Annotated in this window: 25 protein-coding genes; 12 read left to right on the top strand and 13 right to left on the bottom strand. The window is 65.4% G+C overall.

The annotated features are described in order from the left end of the window. Nucleotides 1-9: 9 nt before the first annotated feature. Nucleotides 10-369: a hypothetical protein gene (locus IFT44_RS10665; RefSeq protein WP_192175881.1), complete on the top strand. Its 360-nt coding sequence runs from the start codon at nucleotides 10-12 to the stop codon at nucleotides 367-369. A 28-nt stretch (nucleotides 370-397) separates the two neighbouring features. On the opposite strand, the gene trxA is transcribed toward IFT44_RS10665, so the two are convergent. Both trxA and IFT44_RS10655 read right to left on the bottom strand, forming a co-directional pair. After that, a complete protein-coding gene (gene trxA, locus IFT44_RS10660) occupies nucleotides 398-1,270 on the bottom strand; it encodes a thioredoxin (RefSeq protein WP_192175880.1) in 873 nt (290 codons plus the stop codon). Nucleotides 1,271-1,370: 100 nt separating this feature from the next. After that, complete coding sequence (locus IFT44_RS10655; protein WP_192054895.1) at nucleotides 1,371-1,829, bottom strand: YbaY family lipoprotein; 459 nt, start codon at nucleotides 1,827-1,829, stop codon at nucleotides 1,371-1,373. A gap of 107 nt (nucleotides 1,830-1,936) precedes the next feature. On the opposite strand from IFT44_RS10655, the gene nrdR reads away from it, so the two are divergent. The 10 genes from nrdR (at nucleotide 1,937) to ribA (ending at nucleotide 9,518) form a co-directional block, all read left to right on the top strand. Next, the gene (gene nrdR, locus IFT44_RS10650; protein WP_161804299.1) at nucleotides 1,937-2,401 is read left to right on the top strand and encodes a transcriptional regulator NrdR; all 465 of its coding nucleotides are present in this window, start codon (nucleotides 1,937-1,939) and stop codon (nucleotides 2,399-2,401) included. 5 nt (nucleotides 2,402-2,406) lie between these two features. After that, a complete protein-coding gene (gene ribD, locus IFT44_RS10645; protein WP_192175879.1) occupies nucleotides 2,407-3,564 on the top strand; it encodes a bifunctional diaminohydroxyphosphoribosylaminopyrimidine deaminase/5-amino-6-(5-phosphoribosylamino)uracil reductase RibD in 1,158 nt (385 codons plus the stop codon). Nucleotides 3,565-3,609: 45 nt separating this feature from the next. Beyond that, complete coding sequence (locus tag IFT44_RS10640) at nucleotides 3,610-4,272, top strand: riboflavin synthase (RefSeq protein WP_122475606.1); 663 nt, start codon at nucleotides 3,610-3,612, stop codon at nucleotides 4,270-4,272. A 34-nt stretch (nucleotides 4,273-4,306) separates the two neighbouring features. Next, a complete protein-coding gene (gene ribBA / locus IFT44_RS10635; protein WP_192175878.1) occupies nucleotides 4,307-5,398 on the top strand; it encodes a bifunctional 3,4-dihydroxy-2-butanone-4-phosphate synthase/GTP cyclohydrolase II in 1,092 nt (363 codons plus the stop codon). 132 nt (nucleotides 5,399-5,530) lie between these two features. Further along, on the top strand, nucleotides 5,531-6,007 hold the full coding sequence (gene ribH / locus IFT44_RS10630) for a 6,7-dimethyl-8-ribityllumazine synthase (protein WP_122475602.1): 477 nt from the start codon (nucleotides 5,531-5,533) through the stop codon (nucleotides 6,005-6,007). Then, nucleotides 6,004-6,504 (top strand): transcription antitermination factor NusB, encoded by a 501-nt coding sequence (nusB, locus tag IFT44_RS10625; protein WP_122475600.1) that lies wholly within the window; start codon nucleotides 6,004-6,006, stop codon nucleotides 6,502-6,504. Before ribH ends, nusB begins: the two co-directional genes overlap by 4 nt. A gap of 17 nt (nucleotides 6,505-6,521) precedes the next feature. Then, entirely contained in the window at nucleotides 6,522-7,487 is a 966-nt protein-coding gene (thiL, locus tag IFT44_RS10620) for a thiamine-phosphate kinase (protein WP_192175877.1), read from the top strand. After that, nucleotides 7,484-7,993, top strand: a complete 510-nt coding sequence (locus tag IFT44_RS10615; protein WP_049860803.1) for a phosphatidylglycerophosphatase A family protein — start codon at nucleotides 7,484-7,486, stop codon at nucleotides 7,991-7,993. Before thiL ends, IFT44_RS10615 begins: the two co-directional genes overlap by 4 nt. A gap of 34 nt (nucleotides 7,994-8,027) precedes the next feature. Continuing rightward, complete coding sequence (locus IFT44_RS10610) at nucleotides 8,028-8,774, top strand: substrate-binding periplasmic protein (RefSeq protein ID WP_122475598.1); 747 nt, start codon at nucleotides 8,028-8,030, stop codon at nucleotides 8,772-8,774. Between the two features lie 102 nt (nucleotides 8,775-8,876). Further along, on the top strand, nucleotides 8,877-9,518 hold the full coding sequence (gene ribA, locus IFT44_RS10605; protein WP_122475596.1) for a GTP cyclohydrolase II: 642 nt from the start codon (nucleotides 8,877-8,879) through the stop codon (nucleotides 9,516-9,518). 43 nt (nucleotides 9,519-9,561) lie between these two features. On the opposite strand, the gene dxs is transcribed toward ribA, so the two are convergent. The 6 genes from dxs to IFT44_RS10575 form a co-directional block, all read right to left on the bottom strand. Next, nucleotides 9,562-11,460, bottom strand: a complete 1,899-nt coding sequence (gene dxs, locus IFT44_RS10600) for a 1-deoxy-D-xylulose-5-phosphate synthase (RefSeq protein ID WP_122475594.1) — start codon at nucleotides 11,458-11,460, stop codon at nucleotides 9,562-9,564. Between the two features lie 70 nt (nucleotides 11,461-11,530). Continuing rightward, on the bottom strand, nucleotides 11,531-12,418 hold the full coding sequence (gene ispA, locus IFT44_RS10595; protein WP_122475592.1) for a (2E,6E)-farnesyl diphosphate synthase: 888 nt from the start codon (nucleotides 12,416-12,418) through the stop codon (nucleotides 11,531-11,533). Continuing rightward, a complete protein-coding gene (locus tag IFT44_RS10590) occupies nucleotides 12,415-12,657 on the bottom strand; it encodes an exodeoxyribonuclease VII small subunit (RefSeq protein WP_090360636.1) in 243 nt (80 codons plus the stop codon). The genes ispA and IFT44_RS10590 overlap by 4 nt, the downstream gene beginning before the upstream one ends. Before the next feature lie 90 nt (nucleotides 12,658-12,747). Further along, nucleotides 12,748-13,773 (bottom strand): NAD(P)-dependent alcohol dehydrogenase, encoded by a 1,026-nt coding sequence (locus IFT44_RS10585; protein WP_192175876.1) that lies wholly within the window; start codon nucleotides 13,771-13,773, stop codon nucleotides 12,748-12,750. An 8-nt stretch (nucleotides 13,774-13,781) separates the two neighbouring features. Then, nucleotides 13,782-17,867 carry an SDR family oxidoreductase gene (locus tag IFT44_RS10580; protein WP_192175875.1) on the bottom strand — a complete coding sequence of 1,362 codons (4,086 nt, stop codon included), beginning with the start codon at nucleotides 17,865-17,867 and terminating at the stop codon, nucleotides 13,782-13,784. A 14-nt stretch (nucleotides 17,868-17,881) separates the two neighbouring features. Then, nucleotides 17,882-18,796 carry a DMT family transporter gene (locus IFT44_RS10575; protein ID WP_192175874.1) on the bottom strand — a complete coding sequence of 305 codons (915 nt, stop codon included), beginning with the start codon at nucleotides 18,794-18,796 and terminating at the stop codon, nucleotides 17,882-17,884. A gap of 93 nt (nucleotides 18,797-18,889) precedes the next feature. Between IFT44_RS10575 and IFT44_RS10570 the strand changes: the two genes are divergently transcribed. Next, complete coding sequence (locus IFT44_RS10570) at nucleotides 18,890-19,816, top strand: LysR substrate-binding domain-containing protein (protein WP_163007393.1); 927 nt, start codon at nucleotides 18,890-18,892, stop codon at nucleotides 19,814-19,816. A 3-nt stretch (nucleotides 19,817-19,819) separates the two neighbouring features. On the opposite strand, the gene cysC is transcribed toward IFT44_RS10570, so the two are convergent. The 5 genes from cysC to IFT44_RS10545 are packed head-to-tail and all read right to left on the bottom strand — an operon-like array spanning nucleotide 19,820 to nucleotide 24,900. Beyond that, nucleotides 19,820-20,404 carry an adenylyl-sulfate kinase gene (cysC, locus tag IFT44_RS10565; protein WP_244652140.1) on the bottom strand — a complete coding sequence of 195 codons (585 nt, stop codon included), beginning with the start codon at nucleotides 20,402-20,404 and terminating at the stop codon, nucleotides 19,820-19,822. Next, complete coding sequence (locus IFT44_RS10560) at nucleotides 20,397-21,551, bottom strand: aromatic ring-hydroxylating oxygenase subunit alpha (protein WP_192175873.1); 1,155 nt, start codon at nucleotides 21,549-21,551, stop codon at nucleotides 20,397-20,399. The genes cysC and IFT44_RS10560 overlap by 8 nt, the downstream gene beginning before the upstream one ends. Further along, nucleotides 21,544-22,647: a mandelate racemase/muconate lactonizing enzyme family protein gene (locus IFT44_RS10555; RefSeq protein WP_192175872.1), complete on the bottom strand. Its 1,104-nt coding sequence runs from the start codon at nucleotides 22,645-22,647 to the stop codon at nucleotides 21,544-21,546. Before IFT44_RS10555 ends, IFT44_RS10560 begins: the two co-directional genes overlap by 8 nt. Further along, nucleotides 22,644-23,957 (bottom strand): NAD(P)-dependent oxidoreductase, encoded by a 1,314-nt coding sequence (locus IFT44_RS10550; RefSeq protein ID WP_192175871.1) that lies wholly within the window; start codon nucleotides 23,955-23,957, stop codon nucleotides 22,644-22,646. Before IFT44_RS10550 ends, IFT44_RS10555 begins: the two co-directional genes overlap by 4 nt. Nucleotides 23,958-23,976: 19 nt before the next feature. Further along, nucleotides 23,977-24,900 (bottom strand): isopenicillin N synthase family dioxygenase, encoded by a 924-nt coding sequence (locus IFT44_RS10545; protein WP_192058429.1) that lies wholly within the window; start codon nucleotides 24,898-24,900, stop codon nucleotides 23,977-23,979. Between the last annotated feature and the right edge of the window lie 3 nt (nucleotides 24,901-24,903).

Genomic DNA, 24,903 nt, shown 5'->3' with positions numbered 1-24,903 from the left:
GGCATCCGCATGATCAGAATCAAAGGCACCGTAGGCAACCTGCCGGTGGACCTGGCCATAGACATGGACGCTGAGGACTGGGCGCACCTCGCTGGCCCATTCGCGACAGCGTCCGAGGCTGTGCTGACGTCGGCAGCGGCGCCCGCGCCAGGCAAGGCCAAGGCCCAGGACGATGGCGCCTGGCGCAGCGTTCTTCATCTGCTGGAGCAGGCAGGTCGTATCGACGGTCCGGCATTGCTGGATCAGGTGCAGGGGCTAGTCGGTGACGTGGCGGCTGGCAAGCGAATGCTGGTGCGCTTGCGCCATTGCCCGCAGGTGAAGGTAGAAGCCGGCGCGGATGCGCCGGTCTATTGCTGGGTTGGCGGCTAGCCGAAAGCACCGCGTGCCCGGCAGTCCGTCAGTACAGCGCGGCGAACAGCTTGCGGCGGTAGCTGGTCACCAGTGGGTGATCGTTGCCGAGCAGTTCGAACACCTGCAGCAACGTCTTGTGCGGCAGCCCTTCGCTGTAACTGCGATTGCGCGTGAACAGCTGTAACAGGCCGTCGAGCGCTGCTTCGTAATGCTGGCGCGACAGCTGCTGGACGCACAGCTGATACGCCGCCTCGTCGTCGCCAGGGTCGCGGGCCAGGCGCGCCTTGAGGTCGGCTGCATCGGGCAGGGCCTTGGCCTGACGCAGGAACGTCAGCTGCGCCTTGGCACCGGCCAGGGCCGCCTTGTGCTCGTCACCACCGACGGCATCGAGCACCTGTTGCGCTTCGTCCAGCTCGCCGCGTTCGGCCAGGCAGCGAGCGAACAGGATCAGCGCGCCAGGGTTGGCATTGTCTTCGGCCAGCAGCCCCTTCAAGGTCTGCTCGGCTTCGCCGAAGCGGCTATCGCTGAACAGGGCCTGTGCCAGTTCCAGTGGATCGGCCGCCGCCGGCGGTGGCATCTGCACATGCGGTTCGAGCAGGGCGCGGATGGCCGACTCAGGTTGTGCGCCAGCGAAGCCATCCACCGGCTGACCATCCTTGAACAACACCACGGTGGGCAGGCTGCGAATGCCGAAGCGGCCGACGATGTCGGGTTCGGCGTCGCAGTCGACTTTGGCCAGAACCAGCTCGCCTGAGTAGCCCTCGGCAATCTGTTGCAGCAAAGGCATCAGCACTTTGCAAGGGGCGCACCATTCGGCCCAGAAATCCACCAGCACGGGCCGGGTAAAGGATTCGTCGATGACGGCCTGGTCGAAGTTGGCCGTAGTAACGTCGATGATATACGGGGTTTCTTGACTCATGTGAATCTCGCGGATCTGCGGTTCGGTGGACTATAAGGGATTCGAATCGGGCCCACCACCGCCGCTCGTTTGGCCGGATCGTGGGCGTTGCCCGAGCGTTTCAGGGGGCCTTGATCATTTCCAGGTTGCCCAGCAGCTGAGTGGCGGGCTGGTTGATCTGCACGGCAGGCAGGTGCAGGATCAACTGCCCCGACTGACTGGCGCGGGCGCGCAGCTCGACCCGCGAACCGGCCGGGAAGGCTTCGGCGGCAAAGCGCAGCTGGAAGGGCAGGGGTTGGCCGGTGCCCCGCTGCTTGGCGCTGGCCAGCAGTTTCTGCGGGCGCGCCCGGGAATCGATCACCAGCAGGGCCATCTCGACTTCGGCGCCGGCGGGTACGCCGAGCAGGTTGCCGCTGAGCTGGCGCTGGTAGGCCGGCAACGGCCCCAGTTCCACGGGCGCCTTGATGACGGGCGCTGCCGTCGGCGGCGGGGTAGCGCTGGCCACAGGCTTGGGCGCATCACTGCTGCAGGCGGCGAGCAGGCTGAAGAGAGCGAGCAGAACGAGCGACTTGGACGGCATTTCGAAACCCAACGAAAGTAGAGCCGTCTGTATACCGCAAAGCCCCGGGCTTGTCTTGCCAGTGGGATGCGCTACCATGGCCCTCCCTTTTTTTGTTGCCTGCCACCATGCACTGTCCCTTCTGCGGTGCCAACGACACCAAGGTCATCGACTCACGACTGGTCGCCGAGGGCGAGCAAGTACGCCGGCGCCGTGAGTGCCTGGCTTGCGGTGAGCGTTTCACCACCTTCGAAACCGCCGAACTGGTGCTCCCGCGACTGATCAAGCAAGACGGCAGCCGCCAGCCTTTCGACGAAGAAAAACTGCGCGCGGGCATGCAGCGAGCGCTGGAAAAACGCCCTGTCAGTGTCGAGCGCCTCGAGGCGGCGCTGGTGCATATCAAGCATCAGTTGCGCGCCACGGGCGAACGCGAGGTCAAGTCGCTGGTCGTCGGCGAGTGGGTCATGACCGAGCTGCAAAAGCTCGATGAAGTGGCCTACATCCGTTTTGCTTCGGTGTACCGGCGCTTCCAGGACCTGGACGAGTTTCGCGAGGAAATCGACCGCCTGGCGCGCGAGCCGGCGAAGGAATGATGAGCATGCCCGACCCGACGGCCAGCGATACCCGGCACATGGCCCGCGCGTTGGAGTTGGCGCGCAAAGGCGTGTATTCCACTCATCCCAACCCGCGTGTGGGTTGCGTGATCGTGCGTGACGGTGAAACGGTCGGCGAAGGCTGGCACATGCAGGCCGGCGGCCCCCATGCCGAGGTGCATGCACTGCGCCAGGCCGGCACCCGCGCGCGGGGCGCCACGGCCTATGTAACGCTCGAGCCGTGCAGCCACTACGGGCGTACGCCGCCATGCGCCGAGGCGTTGGTCGAAGCCGGCGTGGCGCGGGTGGTGGTAGCCATGCAGGACCCCAATCCGCAGGTGGCCGGGCAGGGCCTTGAGCGCCTGCGACAAGCGGGCATCGCCGTCACGTGCCCGCTGCTTACCGCCGAGGCCCGGGCACTGAACCCCGGATTTCTCAAACGCATGGAACACGGCCAGCCCTACGTTCGGGTAAAACTGGCCATGAGTTTGGACGGGCGCACGGCCATGGCCAGCGGCGAGAGCCAGTGGATCACCGGGCCTGCCGCGCGTTCGGCAGTGCAGCGCCTGCGGGCGCAATCCAGCGCCGTACTGAGCGGCGCCGACAGCGTGATTGCCGACGGTGCGCGGATGACCGTGCGCGCCTCCGAGTTGGGGCTGGATGCCGAGGATACCGAGCTGGCAACGCGCCGCGTGCCATTGCGCATTCTGATCGACGGCCGCCTGCGGGTGCCGCTGGATGCGCCGTTCTTCCAGGCCGGGCCGGCGCTGGTCGTGACCTGCGCAGACGCAACGGATCACCCCGAATACGTTCAGGCCGGTCACGAACTGCTGAGCCTGCCGGGCAGGGATGGGCGAGTCGATCTGCCGGCTCTGTGCGGCGAGTTGGCGCGCCGAGGCCTCAACGAAGTCCTGGTGGAAGCTGGAGCGAGCCTGGCAGGGGCCTTCGCCCGCCAAGGCCTGGTGGACGAGTATCAGATATTCATTGCCGCCAAGTTCATGGGCTCCACGGCGCGGCCGTTGCTCGACTGGCCACTGACGCACATGAGCGAATCGCCGCAGTTGCAGATCATCGACATGACGGCGGTGGGCGACGACTGGCGCGTGATCGCCGTCCCGACCCTTGCGCCACAGCCCGCTACGGCCCCGGCAAAGCGCGTATAATTTCCGGCTTGCGCCTCGCGCCAGCCTTGTTCTCGAGGAGGACTCATGTTCACCGGCATCATCGAATCCATCGGCAGCATCCGTGCGTTGACCCCCAAGGGCGGTGACGTGCGCGTACACGTTGACACCGGCAAGCTCGACCTGGGCGATGTCAAACTCGGCGACAGCATTGCCATCAATGGCGTCTGCCTCACGGCCGTCGAACTGCCGGGCAACGGCTTCGTCGCCGACGTCAGCCGCGAAACCCTGGACTGCACCGCTTTCCACCAGCTCAAGAACGGCAGCCGGGTCAACCTGGAAAAGGCCCTGACCCCCACCACGCGTCTGGGTGGGCACCTGGTCAGCGGCCATGTCGATGGCGTCGGCGAGGTGGTTTCACGCCAGGAAAACGCCCGCGCCGTGGAATTCCGTATCCGCGCGCCGAAAGAGTTGGCCAAGTACATCGCCCACAAGGGTTCGATCACCGTCGACGGCACCAGCCTGACGGTGAACGCCGTGGATGGCGCCGAGTTCGCACTGACGATCATTCCGCACACGCTGAGCGAAACCATCATGGACGACTACCGTCCAGGTCGCCTGGTCAACCTCGAGGTCGATCTGCTGGCGCGCTACCTGGAGCGTCTGCTGCTGGGCGACAAGGCCAGCGAGCCGAGCCAGGGCGCGATCAGCGAAAGCTTCCTGGCGGCCAATGGCTACCTGAAATCCTGAACAGCGCGCTGTTCTGAACACAAGGGGGTGCCGCGTGGCGCTCAACACGATCGAAGAGCTGGTGGAAGATATCCGCCAGGGCAAGATGGTCATCCTGATGGATGACGAAGACCGCGAAAACGAAGGCGACCTGATCATGGCCGCCGAATGCTGCAAGGCCGAGCACATCAACTTCATGGCCCGCCACGCGCGTGGCCTGATCTGCATGCCGATGACCCGCGAGCGCTGCGAGACGCTCAAGCTGCCGCTGATGGCGCCGCGCAACGGGTCGGGCTTCGGTACCAAGTTCACCGTGTCCATCGAAGCGGCCACCGGCGTGACCACCGGCATCTCCGCCGCCGACCGCGCCCGCACGGTGCAGGCCGCGGCTGCGGCCGATGCGCGCGCCGAGGACATCGTCAGCCCTGGGCACATCTTCCCGTTGATGGCCCAGGCGGGCGGCACGCTGGCCCGCGCGGGCCACACCGAGGCTGCGTGCGACCTGGCGGGGATGGCCGGCTTCGAGCCCAGCGGGGTGATCTGCGAGGTGATGAACGACGACGGCACCATGTCGCGCCGTGCCGAACTGGAAGTGTTCGCGGCCCAGCATGACATCAAGATCGGCACCATTGCCGATCTGATCCACTATCGGATGATCCATGAACGTACCGTTCAGCGGATTGCCGAGCAGCCGCTGGACAGCGAACTGGGCCAGTTCAACCTGGTGACCTATCGTGATTCGGTGGAAGGCGACGTGCACATGGCGCTGACCCTGGGCACAGTGGTGGCGGACCAGCCGACCCTGGTGCGGGTGCATAACATGGACCCGCTGCGCGACCTGTTGATGGTCAAGCAACCGGGCCGCTGGAGCCTGCGCGCGGCGATGAGCGCGGTTGCCGAGGCCGGCAGCGGTGTGGTGCTGTTGCTCGGCCACCAGCAGGACGGCGACGTACTGCTGGCGCACCTGCGTGAAAGTGCCGGGCAGGCCGTGGCAAAAACCCCGACCACCTACAGTATCGTCGGCGCCGGTTCGCAGATCCTGCGCGACCTGGGCGTGCGCAAGATGCGCCTGCTCAGCTCGCCAATGAAGTTCAATGCGATATCCGGATTCGATCTGGAAGTTGTAGAATACGTGCCCTCCGAATAAAGACAGGCTGCAAGGGTGGCGGCGGTGCCGATGCATCGGCCTGCCCGTGACCTGCAGTCTCGATGTTCGTGATCCATTATCCGCAGAGGCCGCCTGCAGGCGGCCTGGCTCTTTAAGATGAGACAGACCCGAATGACCCTGAAGACCATCGAAGGTAACTTCATCGCCCCCAAAGGCCGCTACGCCCTGGTGGTTGGCCGCTTCAACAGCTTCGTCGTCGAAAGCCTGGTGAGCGGCGCCGTCGATGCCCTGGTTCGCCACGGCGTCAGCGAAAGCGACATCACCCTGATTCGCGCCCCGGGTGCGTTCGAGATCCCGCTGGTCGCGCAGAAAGTTGCACAGCAAAGCGAATACGCCGCGATCATTGCGCTGGGCGCTGTGATTCGGGGCGGTACGCCGCACTTCGAATACGTTGCCGGCGAATGCACCAAGGGTCTGTCCCAGGTGTCGATGGAGTTCGGTGTACCGGTCGCCTTCGGCGTACTGACCGTGGACACCATCGAGCAGGCCATCGAGCGCTCCGGCACCAAGGCTGGCAACAAGGGTGCGGAAGCTGCGCTTTCTGCCCTGGAAATGGTCAGCCTGCTGGCGCAGTTGGAGGCCAAGTGATCAACGACGAAAGCGATCGCTTCAATCCACGCGATCCCAAGCCTGCGGACGCCGGCAAGCCTTCACGCAGCGCCAAGCGCCGCGAGGCGCGTCAATTGGCAACCCAGGCCCTGTACCAATGGCACATGGCCAAGCATTCGCTGAACGAGATCGAAGCGCAGTTCCGCGTCGACAACGATTTCGGTGACGTCGACGGCGCCTATTTCCGCGAAATCCTGCACGGTGTGCCGGCCAGCCGAGATGAAATCGACAGCGCCCTGGCGCCGTGCCTGGACATCACCATCGACGAGCTCGATCCGGTCGAGTTGGCCGTGCTGCGCTTGTCCACCTGGGAACTGCTCAAGCGGGTCGACGTGCCTTACCGTGTGGTGATCAACGAAGGTATCGAGCTGGCCAAGGTGTTCGGTTCCACCGACGGCCACAAGTTCGTCAACGGCGTGCTCGACAAGCTGGCGCCGAGCTTGCGTGGCCCGGAAGTGGCAGCGCACAAGCGCTGATCGCGGACATGCAGTCCATGGGCGAATTCGAGCTGATCCGACACTATTTCGCCGCCGCGTCCTGTGCGCGGGCCGGCGATGGTGTGGCCTTGGGCATCGGCGACGATTGTGCCCTGCTGGCGCTGGCGCCGGGCGAGCAGATGGCGGTTTCCACCGACACCCTGGTTGCCGGCGTGCATTTCCCCCAGGGTGCCGACCCCCTCCTGCTGGGCCAGCGCGCCCTGGCCGTCGCGGCCAGCGACCTGGCTGCCATGGGGGCCAGCCCTCTGGGATTCACCCTGGCCCTGACCCTGCCCAGCTTTTCGGCGCAGTGGCTGCAAGGGTTCGCCACCGGCCTGGATACCATGGCCGAGCGCTGCGGCCTGCGCCTGGTCGGGGGTGACACCACGCGTGGCCCGTTGAGCCTGACCCTGACTGTGTTCGGCCGTCTGCCCCATGGCTTGGCGCTGACGCGTAGCGGTGCCCGACCGGGTGATCTGCTGTGCGTCGGCGGCAGGCTGGGCGACGCTGCGGGCGCGCTGCCGCTGGTGCTTGGCCAGCGACATGCCGAGCCTGCGGTGGCCGGGCCTTTGCTGGCTCACTACTGGTCACCGCTGCCGCAATTCGCGCTGGGCCAGGCCTTGCAGGGCAGGGCCAGCGCGGCGCTGGATATCTCCGACGGCCTGTTGGCCGACTGCGGCCACATTGCCAGGGCATCGAAAGTCGCCTTGCGGGTGGAACGCGAGCGACTGCCGGTGTCCAATGCCCTGCAGTCGCTGCTCGGCCTGGAACAGGCCTGGTCAGCGGCGCTGAGCGGGGGGGACGACTATGTATTGGCCTTCACCCTGCCTCCTGAAGAAGAAACCACCCTGCGCGCTCAGGGCGCGGTGTTTTTCGTCATCGGCCAAGCGAGTGTTGGCGAAGGCGTCACGCTGGTCGACCGTCACGGCCAGGACATCACCCCGACCATTCGGGGCTACCAACATTTTGCGGAGACACCGTGACAGACCATCCCAACCAGGTTCCAGCGGAGTTCGTGCCCCCTTCGGTGTGGCGTAATCCATGGCATTTCCTGGCCTTCGGTTTTGGCTCCGGAACCTTGCCCAAGGCGCCGGGCACCTGGGGATCCATGGTCGCCGTGCCGTTCATTCCGTTGTGGCAGATGTTGCCCGACTGGGGCTACTGGCTGATGCTGGGCGTAAGCATGCTGTTCGGCATCTGGCTGTGCGGCAAGGTCGCCGACGACCTGCGCGTGCACGATCACGAAGGCATCGTCTGGGACGAGATGGTCGGCATGTGGATCACCCTGTGGCTGGTACCTGAAGGTTGGGTCTGGCTGCTGGTGGGGTTTCTGGTGTTCCGCTTCTTCGACATTCTCAAGCCATGGCCGATTCGCTGGATAGATCGCCACGTGCATGGCGGTGTGGGTATCATGTTCGATGATGTGCTGGCTGGGGTCTTTGCCTGGTTGGCCATGCAGCTGCTGGTGTGGGGCTGGAGCTTCGTGTGAATCGGCGTGCAGGCCGGCTTTGAGGGCGCAACGGATGGCTGGGTGGCGAGGGTTGCTGGGAGCGGCGATGCTGTTGGTGTGCTGGGCAGCCAGTGCAGAGGTATCGCTGCCGCCTGCGCGCATCGATCTGGTCAGCGAAGCCTGGGAAGACTATACCAACGCTGACGGCAGTGGCCTGGCCTGGGACGTGCTGCGCGAGGTCTTCCAGCCGGCAGGCATCGCCGTGGTCACACGCAGCGAGCCCTACATTCGGTCGGTCGGGCTGGTACAGCAGGGTCAGGCCGATGCCTGGGTCGGTTCTTACCAGAACGAGGCACATGCCCTGTACCCGCGCTGGCATTACGACACCGATCATATCTTCGCCTTGAGCCTGGCCGACAAGCCTCAGGTCGATTTCGCCAGCCTGGGCGGCTATCGACTGGCCTGGGTACGCGGCTACCAATTCCAGAAATACCTGCCTAACGTGCGAACCTACAATGAGGTCCAGCGCCGCACCGGCATCCTGTCCATGCTCGAACACGATCGTGCCGACTATTACGTCGATGCCCTGACCGAAATCGAAGTGATCCTGCGCCAGGCCGCCGAGCCCGAGCGTTTCAAACGCGTGCACGTGGCCGAGTTGCCGCTGTACCTGGGCTTCAGCGACAGTGCGCGTGGCCGGGCATTGCTTGCCGTCTACGATCAGCGCATGGAGCAGTTGGTCAAGACCGGCCAGCTGCGCGGGATCTACCAGCGCTGGGGCCAACCCTATCCGTTCGACCCCGCGTTGCCAGCCCCTTGATCGAGCCGCGGCACAGGCGCGACGATCATCCACTGAGCAGGTGCGCAGAGCTGCTGTTACAATACTGCCCTTGTCAAGTTCATCAAGAATCAGGAGCACCCGGTGCCCGTCGTTTTTGTCGCTGCTTCTCAGCTTCCCACGCCTTTCGCTTTGTTCACCATGCATGGTTTTCTCGATGAGGCCACGGGCCGCGAGCATGTCGTGCTCAGCCTGGGCGATGTGGCTGACGGCGCGCCCGTACTGGGGCGCCTGCATTCGGAATGTCTGACCGGGGACGCGCTGTTCAGCCAGCGCTGCGACTGCGGCTCGCAACTCGAGGCCGCATTGCAGGCCATTGCCCGGGAAGGGCGCGGTGTCTTGCTGTACCTGCGCCAGGAAGGCCGGGGTATTGGCTTGCTGAACAAGATCCGTGCCTATGAATTGCAGGACGGCGGTGCCGATACGGTCGAGGCCAACGAGCGCCTGGGCTTCGCTGCCGACCAGCGCGACTACGGCATGTGCGAACCGATGCTCGAGCACTTGGGGGTCAAGGCCTTGCGCTTGATGACCAACAATCCGCGCAAGGTCAAGGCGTTGACCGACATGGGCATCAGCGTGGCCGAGCGGGTACCGCTGCACACCGGGCACAACCCACACAACAAATACTACCTGGCCACCAAGGCCGGCAAGCTTGGCCATATGATGGGCAGCGAGCATCAGGGGGAAGTGGTCGGCACGATCCGCAAGGGTAGTGAAGGGGTGTAGCGCGCTGCAGGGCTGACGGTGTGAGCCCTGCAGCGAAGTGACGTCAGCGTTGCAGCAGGCGCTGGCGCAGGGTAATGGCCGCTTCGATACCCACCGCATCCAGGCCACATTCGGCCAGCATCTGCGCAGGCTTCGCGTGTTCAACATAGGCATCCGGCAAGCCGAGGTGCAACACGGGCTTGAGCACGCCTTCGCGGGCCAGGAATTCACTGACCGCTGAACCTGCGCCACCCATGATGGCATTCTCTTCGAGCGTGACCAGCAGATCGTGGCTGTCGGCCAGCTCACGGACCAGTTGCTCGTCGAGCGGCTTGACGAAGCGCATGTCGGCAACGGTGGCGTCGAGCTTTTGCGCGACTGTCAGCGCCTCGGTCAGCTGCACACCGAACACCAGAATGGCGATGCCACGACCCTTGCGACGCACCACGCCCTTGCCGATCTCGATGCTGTCCAGGCCGGCGCCGATCACTGCGCCCGGGCCATTGCCGCGTGGATAGCGTACGGCCGCCGGCCCTGAGTAGTGGTGGCCGGTGCTGAGCATCAGGCGCAGCTCGTTTTCGTCGCTGGGCGTCATCACCAGCATGCCGGGGATACAGCGCAGGTACGACAGGTCGTAGCTGCCGGCATGGGTCGGACCGTCTTCGCCGACCAGGCCTGCCCGGTCGATGGCGAACAGGACGTCGAGGTTCTGCACCGCCACGTCGTGGATCAGCTGATCGTAGCCGCGCTGCAGGAATGTCGAATAAATCGCCACCACCGGCTTGGCGCCTTCGCAGGCCATGCCGGCCGCCAGGGTCACCGCATGCTGTTCGGCAATGGCGACGTCGAAGTAACGCTCGGGGAAGCGTTCGCTGAAAGCGACCAGGTCCGAGCCTTCCTTCATGGCCGGGGTGATACCGACCAGGCGTTGGTCGGCTTCCGCCATGTCGCACAGCCACTGCCCGAACACGCCCGAGTACTTCGGCCCGCTGGCCTTGGCTGGAGCCACGACCGGAGCGTCGAGCGGGTCGAGCTTGGTGATGGCGTGGTAGCCGATCGGGTCGACTTCGGCCGGGGCGAAGCCCTTGCCCTTCTTGGTGACGACGTGCAGGAACTGCGGCCCCTTGAGGTCGCGCATGTTGCGCAGGGTGGCCACCAGGGTTGGCAGGTCATGGCCGTCGATCGGCCCGATGTAGTTCCAGCCCAGCTCTTCGAACAGGGTGCCGGGAACCAGCATGCCCTTGGCGTATTCCTCGGTGCGGCGGGCGATTTCCCAGGCACCGGGCAGGCGCGATAGCACCTTCTTGCTGCCCTCGCGCATGCTGGTGTAGGTACGGCTGGAGAGAATCTTGGCCAGGTAATTGGACAACCCACCGACGTTGCGCGAAATCGACATGTCGTTGTCGTTGAGGATCACCAGCATGTCGGCATTGACTTCAGGCGCGTGGTTCAGCGCTTCGAAGGCCATGCCTGCGGTCAGCGCGCCATCGCCGATCACGGCAATGGCCTTGCGCCCGCTGTTCTGCAGGCGCGCGCCGATGGCCATGCCCAATGCCGCACTGATGGACGTGCTGGAGTGGCCGACGCCGAAGGTGTCGTATTCGCTTTCGCTGCGCCGCGGAAAGGCGGCGATGCCGTCCTTCTGGCGCAGGCTGGCCATGCGCTCGCGGCGGCCGGTGAGGATCTTGTGAGGGTAGGCCTGGTGGCCGACGTCCCACACCAGACGATCGTCGGGCGTGTCGAAAACGTAGTGCAGGGCGATGGTCAGCTCTATGACGCCCAGGCCGGCACCGAAATGCCCGCCGGTCTGGCCGACCGTATAGAGCAGCTCCTGGCGCAGTTCGTCTGCCAGTGTTTCGAGCTCGGCTTCGCCCAGACGGCGCAGGCCGGCAGGAGTGTCAGCACGGTCGAGCAGAGGCGTCGCCGGGCGTTCGCGGGGGATCTCTTGAAACGTCGTGGGCATCAGGCGAATCGTTATGAGTTCTAGGAATGGATCAGTTTACCTGATGCGGCGTCGGGTGCGCACGCGCTCGTCAGTTGCGTCGCGCCACAATGTAGCGCGCCAGTTCGCGCAACGGCTCGGCAGCGGCGTCGAACGGACGCAATGCATGCAACGCTTGATCGCGCAGATCCAGCGCATAGGCCTTGGCCGCATCGAGCCCGAGCAGCGCCGGGTAAGTCGGTTTGTTCAAGGCGATATCGGCACCCTGGCGCTTGCCCAGGGTGGCGGTATCGCTTTCGACGTCGAGGATGTCGTCCTGCACCTGGAAAGCCAACCCAACCGCTTGCGCATAAGTCTGCAGGCACTCGAGCTGCGACGGCTGTGCCCGCGCGCTGGCCAGCGCGCCGAGGCGTACGCTCGCCTCGATCAGGGCGCCGGTCTTGTGCCGGTGCATGAATTCGAGCGCCTGCTGGTTCAACTGCAGGCCCACCGAGCCCAGGTCGATGGCCTGGCCACCGACCATTCCCGCCGGGCCAGCAGCCTGGGCCAGCACCTGGACCATGCTCAGTCGTATGGCATCGCTTTGCGGGCTCAGGGTTGGGTCGAGCAGCGCGGTGAAGGCCAGGCTTTGCAGGCCATCACCGGCCAGGATCGCGCAGGCTTCGTCGAACGCCTTGTGCGTGGTGGGCTGGCCACGGCGCAGGTCGTCGTCGTCCATGGCCGGAAGGTCGTCGTGCACCAGCGAGTAGGCGTGGATCAGCTCCACCGCACAGGCGGCGCCATTGGCTTGGGTAGCATCGGCGCCCAGTGCCTCGCAGGCGGCGTAGGCGAGCAGCGGACGAACCCGCTTGCCGCCGTTCATGACGCTGTAGCGCATGGCCTGGTACAACCGGGTCAGCTCGGCCGAGGGCGGCACGAACAGGTCTTGCAGGGCGCCGTCCACGCGCTGTTGGCAGAGAGCCTGGTAGGCGGCGATCATTCAGGCTGTTCCGTATCGAAGGGTTCTTCGGTGAGCTCGCCGTCCTTTTCCAGCAGGACCTGCACTTTCTGCTCGGCCTGGGCCAGCGCGCTCTGGCAGTCACGGGTAAGGCGGATGCCGTTCTCGAAAGCGCTCAGCGAGTCTTCCAGCGACAGCTCGCCGTTCTCCAGGCGTTCGACCAGCGTCTGCAGGTCGGCCAGGGATTGTTCGAAATCCAGGGATGCTTTTTTGCGGGCCATGGCAGCGGTCTCGGCGAGAAGGATTGAAACCGGGCGACGTTAGCAGACGGGCGGCTGCGGGGCAAATGGAGCGCCGCGCCCAAGCCGCGCTTAAAGAGCCTGGACCGGCTCTTCGCCGACCTGCATCACCGCTCGATAGTGGACTCGTCCTTTGCGCAATTGCCGTATGGCGTGGTTGACATCTTCCAGCGGCCACGACTGCACCCAGGGCCGCACTTGGCGCGCCGCCGCGAAAGCCAGGGTGTCTCGGATATCCTGACGCCCACCGACGTTGGCGGTGGTGATGCTCAGCGTCTTGTACATCATGGCCGCGACATCGAATGTCACCGGCGGTGGCATACCGGCGAAACACAGCACGCCGAAGGGCCGGAGCATGTCGACGATGGCCGACCAGTCGCACGCGACCGCGCTGGTCACCAGGATGTAGTCGAAAGCATTGCGCACTTGCTTGCAGTCCACTGGTTTGCTGAGGTCGATGAAACGGTTGGCGCCCAGGGTCAGGGCATCGCGTTGCTTGTGCGGGCTGCTCGAGAGCGCTGTGACGCGGCAGCCGCGCTTGGCTGCGAACTGGATGGCAAGATGGCCCAGGCCACCGATGCCGACGATGCCGACGGCCATGCCGGGCCAGGTGGCGCGCTTGAGCGCCGTGTGCACGGTGACACCGGCGCACAGCAGGGGCGCGGCGTGCTCACTGCTCAACTCGTCGGGGATGGAGAACACGAAACGGCTGTCGCAGTACAGGTAGTCGGCCAGCCCGCCGTGCTCTCCGTGGGTGCAGGTAGCGATCAGGCAGGGGCAGTGCTGCTCCTCGCCACGCAGGCAGAATTCACAGGCCAGGCAGGCGCTGCGGTACCAGCCGACGCCGACGCGTTGTCCCAGGCGCACCCCGGCTACTTTTTCACCCACGGCGCTGACGCGGCCGACCACTTCGTGCCCGCACACCTGAGGGAAGACACTGGCCTCGCCCCAGTGGCCATCTATCAGGTGCAGATCGCTGCTGCACAGACCGCAATGAGTGACCTGAATCTCCACATCCATCGGCTTCAGGGGTGGGCTGCGGTAGCTGAGCGTCATCAGTTCACGCTGGCGTTGTGCTGCCGCCCAGGCGGTGACCATTCGCCCATTCATCGACAGGTCTGCCCGATGTCATGCAGCAGTTGCCGAGTCAGTCGGGCGGCCCATTGCGGGCTGAGGCGAATCGGAGAAGTGGCGGGAAACTCGAAATCGTTGTGCGGCGCTGCGGCGGCCAGGTCGTCGAGAATCATCGGCAGGATCAGGCGGGTCTTGGCAATGATCGGGTGCTGACGCGGGTCGTTGTCCAGGCGCAGCCGCCAGCGCGCCAGGGGCAGCGGTGCGAAACTGCCCGGTGCGAGGTTGTCGGCCACCCAGCCGCACAGGGTCCGCCAGGACAGCGCGCCGTGTGGGTGACACAGGTTCGAGGCCCGACCCAGTTTGCCGGCGGGCGCCTGGATGGCCAGGCTTGCCATGATCTGTGCGGCAACGTCTACCGGCGTCAGATTGACGCCCCCTTCCAGGTCGGCCGGCCAGCACCCCAGCAACAGGCAGGCGCCCAGCAGCAGGCACACGTAGTCGTTGTCATTGATCGTACTGTGCTCGACCTCGAGCGGCGCGGCCAGGTCGCCACAGCGGGCGATGATGACCGGCAGGCCATGTTCGCGTGCAGCGTTCAGTGCCAAGGCTTCGGCCACATGCTTGCTTTCCTCGTACCCGGTCCGCGCGCTGCCGCCTGCGGCCAGGGTCGAGACCATGAGCAGCGGCATCGAACCGTTGAGGGCCAGTTGGACGACTTGGGCGGTGCCTTCGACATTGCACCGCACCAGGTTGGCGTAAGGCTTGACCCAATTGACCTCGGCCCCAGCGTGCACCACGCAATCCGCGGTCTGCGTGAGGCTCTGGTAGACAATGGGCGACAGGCCCAAATGCTCGGCCGCCAGGTCGGCGCATTCCATCTGCAGCTTGCCGAGCCAGTCCAGGGGCACGCCGGGCGGTACCAGGCCATGACGCTGCAGGTTGCCCAGGCAGCGCCGACGCGCGTCACTCAGGTTCTGGGCGCGCACCAGGCAAATGACCTGCTCGACCTCGGGCTGGCGGGCCAGGGCGGCGAGCAGGAAGGCGCCGAAAAAGCCCGTGGCGCCGGTCAGCAGGATGCGCTTGCCTGGTTTGGTCCGATAGGCGTGAAGAATGTCTTCCCCGCGCTGCGGTCCGGGAATGAATGCGTAGCGCGCCGCCTCCACGGCGACTTCGCGCAGGATCGCTGCGGCGGGCAGCCCGGCCCGAGTGCGGTCGACGGCCAGTGCCATGCCTTGCAGGCGGGTGTCTTCGAGCAGCGCGGCCAGGGAAAGCTGCACGTCGAAGCTGTGGTTGAGTTCGAGCAGCAATTCGCTCAGTTGCAGGCTACCGCCGCGGTCGAAGAAATCATCGTCCGGGTGCAATGCGGGGATATCGTTGCCCAACACGGCCTGCCACACCGTGGAAACCTGGGCCTGGGTGGCGGTCAGCGAAACCTGATCCTCGGGCAGTGGCACGGCCTGGCTCAAGTGCGCCTCACTCAGCGCCTCGCGCTTCTGATTGTGACCCGCACCCAGACTGGCCACGGCGTAGTAGGCGCTGGGCACGGCAAAGAACGGCAGGTGCAGGCTGGCCCAGGCGCGCAGGGCCGTGGCCGTGGGCAGATGCTCCGGGCTTGCGGGGACGATGTAGGCCAGCAACTGGCGTGCGGCGCCCTCATGCCTGCTGCCGATGTAGCTCTGCACCACCAGCGGGTGGCTGTTCAAGACCTGCTCGACGTGTTCCGGATGCACCTTGTAGCCACGTATCTTGAGGTGGGCACTGTCGCGCCCGAGCAACCGCAGGCGGCCGTTGCCCAGCCAGACCACACGGTCCCCGGTGTCGAACAGCCCGCCGTTGGGTAGCGGCACGCCGCTGGGCTGGCCGAGGTAGCCGCGCAACAGCCCCGGCGTGCGCAGGTGCAGGTGGCCCGCAGCGCCGCGGGGCACGGTCTGGCCTTGCCGGTCGAGCACGCGTGCCTCCACGCCCTTGATCAACTGCAAGGTGCCGTCTTCGTGCTTGAGCGCAACGTCGCCGGCTTCGTTGGAACCGTACAGGTCGATCAGGCAACAGTCGGGCAGCAGCGCCTGCACCCGTGAGCGCAGGGCCGCCGACAGGTGCTCGCCGCTGCTCCAGAGTACCCGCAGCCCGGTACAGCAGGCCACGAAGCGAATCTCTTCGCGGACCAACCCCTGCAACAACGAGGGGGTGATCATGATCTGCTGCAAGTGGTTGTCGGCGATGAAGTGCATCAGGCGCAGCGGATCCAGCACCACCTCATCGGCAATGACCACCGTGGTGCATCGGCTGAGCAGCGGGTAATACAGGTAGCCGGTGAGCCAGGCATTCAGGCCTATGCGCTGCCCCGGTTGCAGGTAGCTCTGCCACAGGCTCAGGGAGTCGAGCATGGCCGGCGCTGGCATCAGTGCCACCTTGGCCGGGCCGCTGGTGCCCGAGGTCAACAGACCGTAGGCGATCGACGAACGCGTGCGCGCCCACTGCGGGCAATCGGCAGGCGCCTGGCGGGCAAACTGGCTCTCCAGCACATGGGGTTGTGCCGCCGGTAGCTGCCGTGCGCTGTCGGTGTCGCACAGCACCAGGCACTCGCCCAGACGCTCCAGCAACTGCCGGCAATGGTCGGCGCTGTACCAGGCAGGTACCTCGAGATACGGGCGGCCGGCCAGGGCGCAGGCCGTCATGGCAACGGCGGTGTGAATGTTCTTGCGCTTGAACAGCACCGCCCATGCATCGGGCGCCAGGCGGGCTTGCAGAACGTTGGCCAACTGCTGGGCGCGGTCGTGCAACTGCTGCAGGGTCAGGCTGTCGCGTCCATCGCTGACGGCAATGTGATCCGGGTCGGCAGCCACGACGGCGCTGAACGTGGCCAGCCAATCGGCAACGGCTTCTGTGCCTTGGTTGTAATGGTTGAACGTGGCCCAGTCATCGAGGCTGCGCTCGCGCAAGCGCTGCAGGTGCAGCGTGCAGGCTTGGGGCGCGGGCAATGGCGAAGGCCCGGTCCGGCCCTGGGCATCGAGCAGATGGAAGCCGGTTTCGGTCAGCAGGCCGATCACGCACGCCTGCGCCGCCAGCCGGTCGAGCAACTGCTGCTGACCGGCAGCGCCTGCTTCGCTGCAGGCGAGCAGCAATGGCTGGCCGACCAGATCATGCTGCTCTGGCAGTTTCCCTGCGTCCGTGGACATGAGTGCCAACGTGTCGAGGGCGTGGCAGTTCACTTCGGGGAACTGGGCAATGCTCCAGAGCAGATGGCTGAGATCTTCCTCGCCACGGTGCAACAGGACGATATCCAGCTGCGCCGACGGCGCGCGATGCAGGCTGCGCAGCAGGCCCGCTGGACTGCCCGGCCGATGTCGACCAGCCAGCAGGGCGAAGAAGCGCCAGGTGGGTTGCGCACCGACTGCGCATTCGTCGACCACCGCAGGGTAGGGCTGGTCGGGATGGTGCACTGCGGCGAAACCGGTCGAGCGCTGTGCCTCTTCGTGCCAGCCCTTGAAAAACTGCCAGGCGGGCACTTCTCGCGCTTGCCATTGCAGCATGGCCGCGTTGAAGGGTATGCCCATGAAGTCGCACAGGGTGCTCAAGCCGCCCGGGCCGTCTTGCATCAAGTCGTGATCGCTTTCCAGGGCCAGCAGACTCTGGGCCGGGCACGCCCGCTGCACGCGCCAATACAGCGCCAGCAGCTCCTCGAACCCTGACTCGTCGGGATCGAACCAGGTATTTTCGCCCTGCGTGCCGACGCGATACAGCGAGCGCATGACCGCCAGTGGCTCGCGCACCAGGAAGACGTGCTTGAACTGCTGCAGCCAGCCATCGTCGATCTGGGCGAAGTCGCAGAACCAGGCGATTTCCTTGCTCAGCAACACCGACTTGCCCGCAGGCAGCGGGCCGTGGGCGAGTGCCTCCAGGGTCTGGCCGTAGGTCGGGACAGGCTCCCGGTTGCCGGTCTTGCGGCGAGTGTCGAGCACGCTGCGGTACTTGTGGGGCCAGTGCTGCATCAGGAAGGGTTCACTCAGCCGCTCGTGCAGCACGTGCACGGCGGGGTGTTCCATCACGCAGCGTTCGAGTGCGGTAGAGCGGCTTCTGGACACAGCCCAGATGATCACTCGCAGCGGTCGCATCAACATGTCCAGCTCCTTGGTCAACTGCGCATTACCCAGACCCCGGATGCGGCAATCAGGCCCATGCCCAGGGCCATGCCTGCATCGGGGACTTCCTTGAAAAGGACAAAACCCCAGAACATCGCGAACAGCAGATAACTGTAATCGAAGGCGCCCACCACCGCGCTCGGACCGATCTGATAGGCCCTCGCCACGCCGGCGCTCATCAGCACCATGAGGACCGCGAGCACGCCCATCAATAACCACTGCACAGGCCCCAGAACCACCCAGTGCAGAGCCAAAAAGTCGCTGGGCAGTGGCGGATGGGCCGAACTGAACAGTTGGTGGCCCAGCAGCATCGTCGCGCCGACCAGGCACAGGCACAGGTTCAGGTTGAGCGCCAGTGCCAGCGCCGAGTGATCGCCGCAGCGGGCGCGGGTCAGTACGGCGGCCACGGCATAGAGCAGGGCGGCCAGCACCGGCAGCAGGGTCATGCCGGAAAAGTCCGCAGCCGTCGGGCGCAGAATGATCAGCACGCCGACGAAACCCAGGGCGATGGCCAGCCAGCGGCTGGGGCTCACCTTTTCGCGCAGCACCAGCGCCGACAGCAGCGCAATGAACAGCGGCGCGGTGTAGAGCGCCAGAGCGGCCAGGCTCAGGCTCATGTGCGGCAGCGCCGCGTAGAAGGCGATCCACATCAGGGTCAAGGCGGTGCTGCGCAAGAGTATCCAGCGATCGCAGGCCAGGTTGCGCCACACGCTGGCACTTCGCGAAGCGCCCAGCCACAGCAGCAGCAGGACAATGGCGATCGAAGAGCGCACCACGTACAGCTGCCATACCGTGAAGTCGGCGCTGCCCAGCTTGATCAGCGCATCGGAAGCAGACACCAGGAACACCGACGCGATGATCAGTGCCACGCTCGAGCGTGTGTCGTGGAGGTGCGGTCGCTGTTCCATGCGGTGAACCCCCGGCGGTCAGTCTTTGCATGATGCGTCAAAAGGTGACATCGTTTGAAACGACCATTTCGCAGGACAGGGCAACTTCAGGTTATGGAAAACCTCCGGCGCAAACTGCCGCCTTTATCAAGTCTGATTCCCTTCGAAGCTGCTGCCCGGCTGCAGAGTTTTTCTCGCGCAGCAGAGGAACTGCACCTTACCCAAACGGCGATCAGCCGACAGATTCGCTCCCTCGAAGAGAACCTGGGCGTGCAGTTGTTCGATCGAAAAAGCCGCGGGGTTTTTCTCACCGAGGCGGGCGAAAGCTTTCGCCAGACGGTCGCAGCCGCCTTGTTCGATATCGCTCGGCAAACCGAAAAGCTGCGTCAGCAGCAGTCGTCGACCGGCACCGTGGTGCTGTCGTCGCAGTTGGTGGAAGCGTTCTACCTGTTCATGCCGGCGCTGGCCGGCTTTCATCAGAAACATCCGCACATCGAGCTCAAGCTGCATTCCACGCTGGCGGCCATAGGCGAGGAGCGCGAGCGTTTCGACGTGGCGGTGCAGACCATGGGCCGGGCCAGTGCCGATCACGTGCTGTTGTTCAGCGCGCCCGATGAAGTGTTCCCTGTCTGCAGCCCCGACTACTTCAAGAGCATCGCCCCGTGGCTGAGCCTGGACAATCTGCCCAAGTGCCGACTGTTGCATTACGAACCCCGTGCGCAGGACTTCGTGATCTGGGATCAATGGCTGGAAAGCGTCGGTGCATCGTTTCGCGTTGGCAGCCAAGGCATGGGCTTCAACAGTTTCCCGGTCATGATGCAGGCAGCCCTGGAAGGTCACGGTGTGGCCCTGGGCTGGGGAATGACCACGCGCCAGATGCTGGCCGACGGCAGGCTGGTGCGCCTGTTCGACAAGCAGTGGTCCATGGGCGACGCGTTGGGGGTCTACAAGTGGCATGCCAACCCGCTGTCGCCGGCAGCCCGACTGCTGGTGCAATGGCTGCAGGAGCTGTTGCTCGATCCTCGGCCCGTACTGGCCTGATCTTCAGTCTATGGCGGCGCGTTGCTGCAGGCAGTCGAGCAGGGCCTGCACCGAGCATGCGCAACTCATGCTGGCGGTGGCTAGCCTGAGGTGGGGCGCCGACGGCGCTTCGTAGGTGGCATCGATCCCGGTGAAACCGTTCAGCGCGCCGGCGCGCGCCTGCCGATACAGCCCCTTGGGATCGCGTGCCTCGGCGAGCGCCAGCGGTGTATCGACGAAGACCTCGACGAAGGCTTCGTCGCCGACGATCTGCCGCGCCAGGGCCCGGTGCGCAATACGCGGTGAAATCAGCGCAACCAGCACCAGGCTGCCGTCGGCACACAGCAGGCGTGCGACCTCGGCGGTGCGGCGCACGTGTTCCAGCCGGTCGTCGTCGCTCAGGCCCAGGTCCCGGCAGAGTCCGCGGCGCAGTTCGTCGCCATCGAGCACCAGGCAGTGATAGCCGAGGGCGGCAAGTGCCGCCTGGGTAGCCTTGGCGATGGTGGTCTTGCCGGCAGCGGGCAGGCCCGTCAGCCACAAGACCGTGGGCCGGGTGCCCAGGCGCCGCCAGGTTGGCGGTCGGGAGATGTCGGAAGAAGGGCTATCCATCGCGTGCTCCATGGCCGGCGAGTGCTTCCAGCACCCGCTTCTGAATATCATGCACGGCATGTTCGCTGAAACCGCTGCGAGCCGTGTCCACCACCAACCGGCCACCGCTGTAGCCGTAGCTATGCAGACCTTTCTGGACACTTTCGCACAAGGGCAGGTCCTCTTCACGCACCACCGCCACGAAATCGATCACTGCCTGTTCCAGAGGGTCGGGGTGTGGGCTCTGGGTGAACCACTGCACACGCTGCTCACAGCGCTGCGCGCCCGTTGGCACGTGGTGCAACAGGTTCATGTAGCCGCCCGGATAGACCTCGATGCACAGGTTCGGCCAGACGTACCAGGCACCGAATTCGCCGCTGCGGGGTGCGTCAGGGTTGGTTGCGTAGCCTTGCCGTGCACCCTGATCGTTGCTCAGGTGGGCATGGAAGCCCGGGTGGATGTCGATCCGGTAGCTGCTCAGATCCAGGGTCTGGTGCGACAGACTGGGGTGGCAGCCGGGACAGTGATAGCACTCCGAATAGTTTTCCACCGAGACCTTCCAGTTCGCCCGCAGCGCATAGGTATGGCTGTAGCTGTGGTGCAGCGACTCGGGCGCGGGCGCGAAACTGCGCAGTTGCGCTTCGAGCCCGGCGAGCTGGCTGGCCAGGGGTGGGGCGTGCGCGTCCAGATTGACGAAGACCAGGCCACACATCACTTCCAGGCGCACGCCGGCGAGGTGCGCGCGGGCGGGTTCGAAGCCTGCCACGTCACAACTGTGCCTCGCGCTCTGCAATCTGCCGGCGTGATCGTAGCGCCATGCATGGTAGGGGCAGGTGATCGCGCCACGCAGCTGTCCGCAGCCTTCGAGCAGGCGATGCGCACGGTGCTGGCAAACATTGTGGAACGCCCTGAGCTGGCCGTCCTGGCCGTGCAGCACCAGCACGCTTTGCTCGCCGATCTCGCACACCAGATAGGCACCTTCCACGGCCAGCCTGGAGACATGACAGGCGTACTGCCAGGTGCGGTAGAAAATCTGCTGCAGTTCCTGCCCGTAGTGATTCGGGTCGAAGTAGAAAGCCCCTGGCAGGTTGTGCGAGCGTCCTGCGTCGGGGTGGAAGTCACCGCTGTCCAGGGGCATGGTTGCGGGCCTTGGCAATGAGTCATTCATGAATGGCCACCGCCTCGCCCAGTGCGTTCGGGCACAGGGTCAGCCCAAGCCCCGGCGTGTCGTCCAGGCGGGCGATGCCGCGGCTCACGTGGACGCCGCCCAGGGCCGTGACGATGCTGTGATGGCGGCAGGCATTCCAGCTGGCGCGCAGGTATTGATTGGAGGTGGCCAGGGCCAGGTGCATGGCCGCGGTGTCGGCGATCTGGCTGCCGCCGACGTCTTCGATGTTCATCTGGATACCCTGCTGGATGCAGTAGTCGCGCAGCTGCCGAGCCTTGGTCAGCCCGCCGACACGGGCGATCTTCAGGCCGATGGCCTGGGCCGTATTCGCGGCGCTGGCGCGGTACAGGTCGCCAGCGCCGTGAATGCACTCGTCCAGGATCAGCGGCTGCCGCGTCAGGCTGCGGACATGCTGGCACTGTTCCAGGGTTTCGCAGGGCTGCTCGAAATGCACATCGCACTCCCTGACGGCGTTCATCACGGCCACCGCCTGTGCCGGCAGCCAGGCACGATTGGCGTCGAAGGTCAGCTGATCGCCGTTCATGCGCTCGGCGAGCAGGCTCTGGATTCGCGCCAGATCCGCCACCACGCCCGATCCGACCTTGCATGAATGGGTCCGATAGCCTTCGGCATGCGCCAGGTGCATGTCGGCGACCATTTGCCGGGGCGTGGCGGTGGGGATGCTGCTCTGCAGGGTCAGCTCGGCGTTCAGGCGCCCCCCCAGCAGGGCGTGTACCGGCAGGTTGCTGTGGCGCCCGAGAATGTCCCAGCAGGCCATGTCGATCGCTGTCTTGACGTAGGGGTGGCCAGGCAGTGCCTGGTCCATGACCTGGTTGATCGCATTCAGGTTGAGCGGGTTGCAGCCCAGCAGGTGAGGTGCCAGTTCGGCCAGCCCGGCACGCACGCCGAGGGCGAACGCCGGCAGGTACGAGGCGCCCCACGGGCAGCTTTCGCCGATTCCGAACAGCCCCTGGTCGGTTTCGATCACCACGATGGTGCTGTCCAGCGCGCTGTAGTGCAGGCGCCCGCCGGACAGCGCGTAGGGTTTGTCCAGCGGCAGGTCGACCTGGTAGATACGCAGGCGGGTGATCTTCATGATGCATGCCTCACGGGGTCGACGACGGTGGCGAGGTTCAGCTGATGCAGCATGGGCAGGTGCAGCGAGCCCATCAGTTCGGGGAGGTCACGCAGCAGCGCAAGGTTCGGCCTGTAGTGGTCGCGGTGATCATCCACCCAGCTGGCGCCGCAACTGCGGCTGACCACCTGCTCGAGCAGCGACGGCTCCAGGCCCATGGCGCGCCCCAGTTGCAATGCCTCCTGCCGGAGGTTGTGGTTGATCCAGGCCATGACCTCCAGCAGGCACTGGGCGTAGCGACCGCAGGCGGGATGGCTGAGCGGGTAGCGAAAGCGTTCCGGCAAGCTGGGCTTGCGCCGCCCGCGCGCGTCGATGACAAAGGTGCCGGGATGGCGATAGGTGCGGTCGGCGCCATAGGGGGAGGGCGCGGTGAAACCGTCGATCAGCAGGCGGCGCTGGTTTTCCGTTTCCATCAGCGCCACCACCTTGAGGTGGTTGGCATGGGCCGGATAACGTTTGCCGGCCTGGCGATAGCGCGTCTCGATCCAGCGACCCAGCCGCAGCTCGACATCGAGTTCGTCGGCCAGGGCCACGGTCAGGGCCATGTCCTTGACGGTGATCTCCAGGGTGCAGGCGTGGTCATAGCTGCCGTCGAGGAGCATCGGTGTGACCTGGTCGACGACGAAGCAATCGGCTCGCGAGTCCTTCGCCACGTTCCACAGCCAGCGCAGGTCCAGGCCCTGGTTCTGTGCCACCAGCAACAGCTCGCCCCACGCCAGCGTGGCGCCGTAGAACAACAGGTTGGTCAGTAGCTTGACCGACTGGCCGTGACCAATGGCGCCGACGTGAAGCGTGTGTTGGCCCATCGCGTCCAGCACCGGGCGCGCGATGTCGCACGCCGCTTGCTCGCCGCCGACATAGAAGCAGACGTTGTTGAAGTCCACGCCCATGTGCGAGAGGTTGCTGACCGGTGCTTCCAGGCTCATGACCCCGCGCTGCCCGGCCAGTCGGGCGATATCCAGCGTGTTGTGGTAGTCGGTGGTCGAGGTGTCAATCCATACCGCGCCACTGCCCAGAGCAGCCAGGGCGCCGCTGTGACCGAGCATCGTTTCGCGTACGTGCCTGGGCAGCGGCAGGCAGGTGATCAGCACGGCGGCGCCTTCGGCCGCAGCGGCGGGGGTCGCTGCCCAGTGCGCACCTTGGCTGCGTACCCAGCGCTCGCAACCGGGGTCATGGTCGTGGACGGTCACTGTGAAGCCGTTGTCGAGCAATGCGCGAACGAATGGGCGGCCCATGTTGCCTGCGCCGATAAAACCGATAGAGGGGGTCATCGAACCAATCCTTGTGTGTTCAAACCAGTTGGCGGGCCCTTCCAGCGCCCTGCTTGCGTACCCAGATCGAATCGAAGTTCTCCAGCATCACCTCGGCCGTGGAGAAGCTTGGCCCGCCGCCGATGGGTGCGATGATCGCGTCGATATCCGGGTAGATGAAAAACGCCAGTGACACCCGTGGGCTCGGCTGACGATGCAGGACCTGATGCGCGGTGCTGACCAGGCGCTCGTTGGTCCAGCGCTGCAGCATGTCGCCCAGATTGACCAGTACCGCGCCCTCCAGGCACGGCACGTCGACCCACTGGCCACGGCTGTAGATGCGCAGTGAAGGCTGCGGCAGGGGTTGCTGGATCAGCAGGGTGAGAAAGCCGTTGTCGGTATGTTTGCCGGCCGTTCCCGCCCCGGCTGGATAATATGAAGCGCGCTGGATCAGGGTTGGCTGACGGAAGTGCGCATCGAACGCCTGCGCTGGCAGCTGCAAGGCGCTGGTGATGGCTCGGCGCAGCTGGGGAAACACCTGTTCCATGACGTTGTCCTGCAGGGCGTAGGCGCAAGCGTTCAGACCAGGCGCGAGCTCGTCGTCGGGCAGCAGGCTCGGGCCGCTGAACGGCGCGCCACCGGGCCGGTCGATGCCCCAGTCCAGGTGCTGCTTGTTGTCCGGGCCTGCATCGGGATGCAGCGTTTCGCCATAGGCCCCGACGTAACCCCGTGCAGTGTGCGGGTAGCCGGGCTGGTGAGCATGGCCGAAGGGCTGCTTGACCGGCTCTGGCAGCGCGAAGAACGCCTCGGCGGCACTCAGGTAGCGCTCGATCAACGCGGCCGGAAGCCCGTGATCCACCAGATAGAAGAAGCCGTCGTCGGCGCACGCTGCGCTCAGTTGCGCAATTGCCCCAGGCTCACCTGCCGCCAGTTGCGCCAGGGAGATGACAGGAAGAACCGGCATGTC

This window comes from Pseudomonas sp. CFBP 13710 (assembly GCF_014842235.1).
Taxonomy (GTDB): Bacteria; Pseudomonadota; Gammaproteobacteria; order Pseudomonadales; family Pseudomonadaceae; genus Aquipseudomonas; species Aquipseudomonas baltica.
The sequence above is the reverse complement of the archived record's forward strand: the minus strand, read 5'-3'. Positions and strand labels throughout refer to the sequence as shown.

What these genes read in the sequence shown, in the direction of transcription:
- IFT44_RS10665 (WP_192175881.1), top strand. Translation starts at nt 10, where the DNA reads ATGATCAGAATCAAAGGCACCGTAGGCAACCTGCCGGTGGACCTGGCC.
- trxA (WP_192175880.1), bottom strand. Translation starts at nt 1,270, where the DNA reads ATGAGTCAAGAAACCCCGTATATCATCGACGTTACTACGGCCAACTTC.
- IFT44_RS10655 (WP_192054895.1), bottom strand. Translation starts at nt 1,829, where the DNA reads ATGCCGTCCAAGTCGCTCGTTCTGCTCGCTCTCTTCAGCCTGCTCGCC.
- nrdR (WP_161804299.1), top strand. Translation starts at nt 1,937, where the DNA reads ATGCACTGTCCCTTCTGCGGTGCCAACGACACCAAGGTCATCGACTCA.
- ribD (WP_192175879.1), top strand. Translation starts at nt 2,407, where the DNA reads ATGCCCGACCCGACGGCCAGCGATACCCGGCACATGGCCCGCGCGTTG.
- IFT44_RS10640 (WP_122475606.1), top strand. Translation starts at nt 3,610, where the DNA reads ATGTTCACCGGCATCATCGAATCCATCGGCAGCATCCGTGCGTTGACC.
- ribH (WP_122475602.1), top strand. Translation starts at nt 5,531, where the DNA reads ATGACCCTGAAGACCATCGAAGGTAACTTCATCGCCCCCAAAGGCCGC.
- thiL (WP_192175877.1), top strand. Translation starts at nt 6,522, where the DNA reads ATGGGCGAATTCGAGCTGATCCGACACTATTTCGCCGCCGCGTCCTGT.
- IFT44_RS10610 (WP_122475598.1), top strand. Translation starts at nt 8,028, where the DNA reads ATGGCTGGGTGGCGAGGGTTGCTGGGAGCGGCGATGCTGTTGGTGTGC.
- dxs (WP_122475594.1), bottom strand. Translation starts at nt 11,460, where the DNA reads ATGCCCACGACGTTTCAAGAGATCCCCCGCGAACGCCCGGCGACGCCT.
- ispA (WP_122475592.1), bottom strand. Translation starts at nt 12,418, where the DNA reads ATGATCGCCGCCTACCAGGCTCTCTGCCAACAGCGCGTGGACGGCGCC.
- IFT44_RS10590 (WP_090360636.1), bottom strand. Translation starts at nt 12,657, where the DNA reads ATGGCCCGCAAAAAAGCATCCCTGGATTTCGAACAATCCCTGGCCGAC.
- IFT44_RS10585 (WP_192175876.1), bottom strand. Translation starts at nt 13,773, where the DNA reads ATGGTCACCGCCTGGGCGGCAGCACAACGCCAGCGTGAACTGATGACG.
- IFT44_RS10580 (WP_192175875.1), bottom strand. Translation starts at nt 17,867, where the DNA reads ATGTTGATGCGACCGCTGCGAGTGATCATCTGGGCTGTGTCCAGAAGC.
- IFT44_RS10575 (WP_192175874.1), bottom strand. Translation starts at nt 18,796, where the DNA reads ATGGAACAGCGACCGCACCTCCACGACACACGCTCGAGCGTGGCACTG.
- IFT44_RS10570 (WP_163007393.1), top strand. Translation starts at nt 18,890, where the DNA reads ATGGAAAACCTCCGGCGCAAACTGCCGCCTTTATCAAGTCTGATTCCC.
- cysC (WP_244652140.1), bottom strand. Translation starts at nt 20,404, where the DNA reads ATGGATAGCCCTTCTTCCGACATCTCCCGACCGCCAACCTGGCGGCGC.
- IFT44_RS10560 (WP_192175873.1), bottom strand. Translation starts at nt 21,551, where the DNA reads ATGAATGACTCATTGCCAAGGCCCGCAACCATGCCCCTGGACAGCGGT.
- IFT44_RS10555 (WP_192175872.1), bottom strand. Translation starts at nt 22,647, where the DNA reads ATGAAGATCACCCGCCTGCGTATCTACCAGGTCGACCTGCCGCTGGAC.
- IFT44_RS10550 (WP_192175871.1), bottom strand. Translation starts at nt 23,957, where the DNA reads ATGACCCCCTCTATCGGTTTTATCGGCGCAGGCAACATGGGCCGCCCA.
- IFT44_RS10545 (WP_192058429.1), bottom strand. Translation starts at nt 24,900, where the DNA reads ATGCCGGTTCTTCCTGTCATCTCCCTGGCGCAACTGGCGGCAGGTGAG.